This is a genomic window from Mesorhizobium sp. M7A.F.Ca.CA.002.04.1.1, assembly GCF_004022805.1.
Taxonomy (GTDB): Bacteria; Pseudomonadota; Alphaproteobacteria; order Rhizobiales; family Rhizobiaceae; genus Mesorhizobium; species Mesorhizobium ciceri.
Map to the genome: position 1 here is coordinate 1 of NZ_RZPL01000627.1, position 3,424 is coordinate 3,424.

The 3,424-nt window shown below is 64.4% G+C and carries 5 protein-coding genes; 1 reads left to right on the forward strand and 4 read right to left on the reverse strand.

Annotation, left to right across the window (positions count from 1 at the left end; translation table 11 throughout):
* The 4 genes from ENZ75_RS25600 to ENZ75_RS25615 form a co-directional block, all read right to left on the reverse strand.
* On the reverse strand, positions 1-601 hold a 601-nt coding region (locus ENZ75_RS25600), incomplete at its 3' end, for an alcohol dehydrogenase catalytic domain-containing protein (protein WP_164887996.1).
* Between the two features lie 53 nt (positions 602-654).
* On the reverse strand, positions 655-1,143 hold the full coding sequence (lspA, locus tag ENZ75_RS25605; protein WP_063169013.1) for a signal peptidase II: 489 nt from the start codon (positions 1,141-1,143) through the stop codon (positions 655-657).
* A 13-nt stretch (positions 1,144-1,156) separates the two neighbouring features.
* Positions 1,157-2,014, reverse strand: coding sequence for an RNA methyltransferase (locus ENZ75_RS25610; protein WP_063169012.1), 858 nt, complete (start codon positions 2,012-2,014; stop codon positions 1,157-1,159).
* Positions 2,011-3,105 (reverse strand): class I SAM-dependent rRNA methyltransferase, encoded by a 1,095-nt coding sequence (locus ENZ75_RS25615; protein ID WP_063169011.1) that lies wholly within the window; start codon positions 3,103-3,105, stop codon positions 2,011-2,013. The genes ENZ75_RS25610 and ENZ75_RS25615 overlap by 4 nt, the downstream gene beginning before the upstream one ends.
* Before the next feature lie 136 nt (positions 3,106-3,241).
* On the opposite strand from ENZ75_RS25615, the gene ENZ75_RS25620 reads away from it, so the two are divergent.
* Positions 3,242-3,424: HTH domain-containing protein (locus ENZ75_RS25620; RefSeq protein WP_128278410.1), on the forward strand; the 183-nt coding region annotated here is incomplete at its 3' end.

Here is a 3,424-nt window from a genome sequence, read left to right on the forward strand (position 1 = left end):
CTCCTATGGCGGCGCCAAGGTCCATCAGAAAGGGGCTTTCGGCATTGCGGCCGGTGGAAGCAATGACATGGTAGCCGAGGCTGGACAGGATGGAGACCGCGACCGAGCCGACGCCGCCGGCTGCCCCCGTCACCACCACCGGGCCGCGATCGGGCAGGATGCCGTGCCGCTCCAGTGCCATGACACAGAGCATGGCGGTATATCCTGCGGTGCCGACGGCCATCGCGTCATGCGGGCTGATGCCTTGCGGCAGCGGCACCAGCCAGTCGCCCTTGACGCGGGCACGGCCTGCATAGGCACCGAAATGGGTTTCGCCGACGCCCCAGCCATTCAGCACGACCTTGTCTCCGGCGCGCCAGTCGGGATGCGAGGACGAAATGACGGTGCCGGCGAAATCGATGCCCGGCACCAGCGGCCAGCGGCGGATCACCGGCGCCTTGCCTGTGATCGCCAAGCCATCCTTGTAGTTCACCGTCGTTGCCTCGACCGCGACGGTGACATCGCCTTCCATCAGGTCGGCCTCGGTGAGATCGGTCACGGCGACCGACTGCTTTTTCTCGGCGTCACGCGAAACGAGGATGGCTTTGAAGGTTTCGGACATGTCTTTCTCCGCGATCTTGACGACATGAACTGTGCGGCGATGGCCGCACGGGGTCAATCCTTGGAAGGACTGGCTTTGGGTTCGCGCCGCCAGCCGAACAGCTCGTCGAAGACGACCAGTGCCGCACCAACCGAAATGAAGGCGTCGGCAAGGTTGAAGACGGCGAAGGACCAGACCGGCGTGTGGAACAGGATGTAGTCGATGACGTGGCCGTAGACGGCGCGGTCGATCAGATTGCCGAGCGCGCCGCCGACGATCAGCGCAAAGCCGGTGCGGGCAAGGATCTGGGACGGCGCGATCCGCGTCGCCAGGAACAGCACGAAGGCAACGACGGCGAGCGAAATGACGATCAGCCCGGTGTCGCCGAAGGACGAGAACATCGAGAAGGCGATGCCGGTATTGTAGGTGCGAAACAGCGCCAGGAAGGGCAGCAGATCAACCTTCTCCTGAAAAGGCAGATCGGCCTCGACCAGGTATTTTATCCACTGGTCGAGCGCGATGGCCGCGACGACGAGCAATGCGTAGGGAGACCATGATCTCACGGGCAGGCAACCTTCATTGCTGGTCCAGGATTGACTCGAGCTTCAGCGCGCCGCGCCGGATCTCGAACAGCATGATGCCGGTGGCAACGGCCAGATTGAGCGAATCGGCACGGCCCGCTTGCGGAATCCTGAGCAGCCTGTCGCAACTCGCAGCCAGGCTTTCGGGCAGTCCCTGCTGCTCGTTGCCCATCATCAGCAGCACGGGCCCGCGGGAAAAATCGACCGAGCGGTAGTCGACGGCGCCTTTCAGGTGGGTTCCGGCGACGAGGCCTGAAAACCCGCCTCGCCAGGCGAGGAAAGCCTCGGTTGTCGCCTTCGCCACCGGCACGGCAAAGATCGAACCCATGGTGGCACGCACCGTCTCCACGGAGAATGGATCAGTGGTATCGCCGACCAGGATGACGCCTTTGGCGCCGACGGCATCGACGGTGCGGATGACGGTGCCGAGATTGCCGGGGTCGCGCACCCGGTCGAGCGCCACCCAGACGTCGCCATTGTCAGCGCGGACATCTTTCAGGGCGAGGAATTTTTGCGAAAAGACGCCGACCACCATTTGCGGGTTGTCGCGACGGGTGATGGCGACCAGCACCTTCTCCGACACTTCGAGCACCATGCCGCCTGCCGCAACCGTGCGTGCGGCCACCTTCTCCACGGCAGCGTTGCCGCGCCCGGCCTTGGCGAAAACCAATGTCCTGATCTGCCAGCCGAGATCGAGCGCATCGATGACCAGCTTCAATCCCTCGGCCATGAAGGCGTTCTGCTGGTCGCGGAATTTCTTCTGAGCGAGCGCCTTGATGTCCTTGACCAGCGGATTGGCGAGGCTGGTGACCTCCTTCACCTGGCCGGGTGCGCCTGCATGCCGCTCGTTCATTCAGCCACCCAACGCGAAAACAATGAGGTCGATAGCGCCCGGCCGGCGGACTTTTCGCGGATGATCAGCTCACCCGATTCAACCTTGCCGCCCATACCGGCAAAGGTATCGCGCATCAGGGCGTGGATGGCGAAGAAGGAGGCGCGGATCGAGTAGGCGGTCAGCACCACGGCGAGCGGCTTCGGCGTCAGGATCGCCCGGCAGAGGTCGGTCAAATCCGGCAGGTCCTCGAACAATTGCCAGACCTCGCCCTTGGGGCCACGGCCATAGGCCGGCGGGTCGAACAGAATGATATCGTAGCGGCTGCCGCGGCGCTCCTCGCGCTCGGCGAATTTCACCGCGTCGTCGACGATCCAGCGGATCGGCTTGCTGCCGAGGCCGGCCATCTCCTGGTTTTCGCGGGCCCAGCCGATCGCCTTCTTCGAGGCATCGACATGGGTGACCTCGGCACCGGCGCGAGCCGCCACCAAGGAAGCGAGACCGGTATAGCCGAACAGGTTCAGAACCTTGACCGGCCGCTTCGCCGCCGCGATCAGCCCGGCCATGTGGTCCCAGTGGGAGGCCTGCTCGGGAAAGACGCCGACATGACGAAACGAGGTGAAACGGCCGAGATAGTCGATGCCGTCATGCTTCATCGGCCAGGTCTCGCCGAGCGGCAGCTTCGGGAAACGCCAGCGGCCGATCCCCTCCTCGTCGGTGTCTCCGGTGAAGACGGCGTCGGCGCGCTCCCATTCCTTTGCCGGCAATGCCTTTTGCCAGATCGCCTGACCCTCTGGCCGCACGATCCGGTAGGGGCCATATTGTTCGAGCTTCTGGCCGGTGCCGCTGTCGAGCAGCGCATAATCGGCATTGGGCGCCACTTCCAGGATCACGGGAAGATGTTCGGCGGGCAGAGCGCCTTCGCGGCGGGCCAGGATGCGCGGCGCCGAGTTCGGTTCGGAACGATTTTCCGTCTTCGCCTCATGGCGCTCGCGCGGTGGCGCTTCCGGTCTGGCAGGAGCCTGGCCGGGACGCGGGCGTGACACGTCCGCCGCACTCTTGGCGGATGGATGTGGACGGTTGTCGCGGCGTTTGTCGCGAAAAGACTTCAAGCGGGGGCAACTCCGAACGGCGTGGCCGCTTTTGACATAGGGCAACCGGCTTCGCAACCAAGTCCGACAGGTCGGCCTCTCCGGTTTATGTCTGCCGGCGATGGACCAATGTCAAAGAAACAGGCAAATCTGCTCGATGTCCCGCTCCGAACGCCTGCTCGACCTCATACAGTGCTTGCGCCGGCATCGCCGGCCGGTGAGCGGGCACATGCTTGCCGACGAGACGGGCGTTTCGATCCGCACGCTCTACCGCGACATCGCCACGCTGCAGGGCCAGGGCGCGCCGATCGAAGGTGAGGCGGGGGTGGGGTATGTGGTC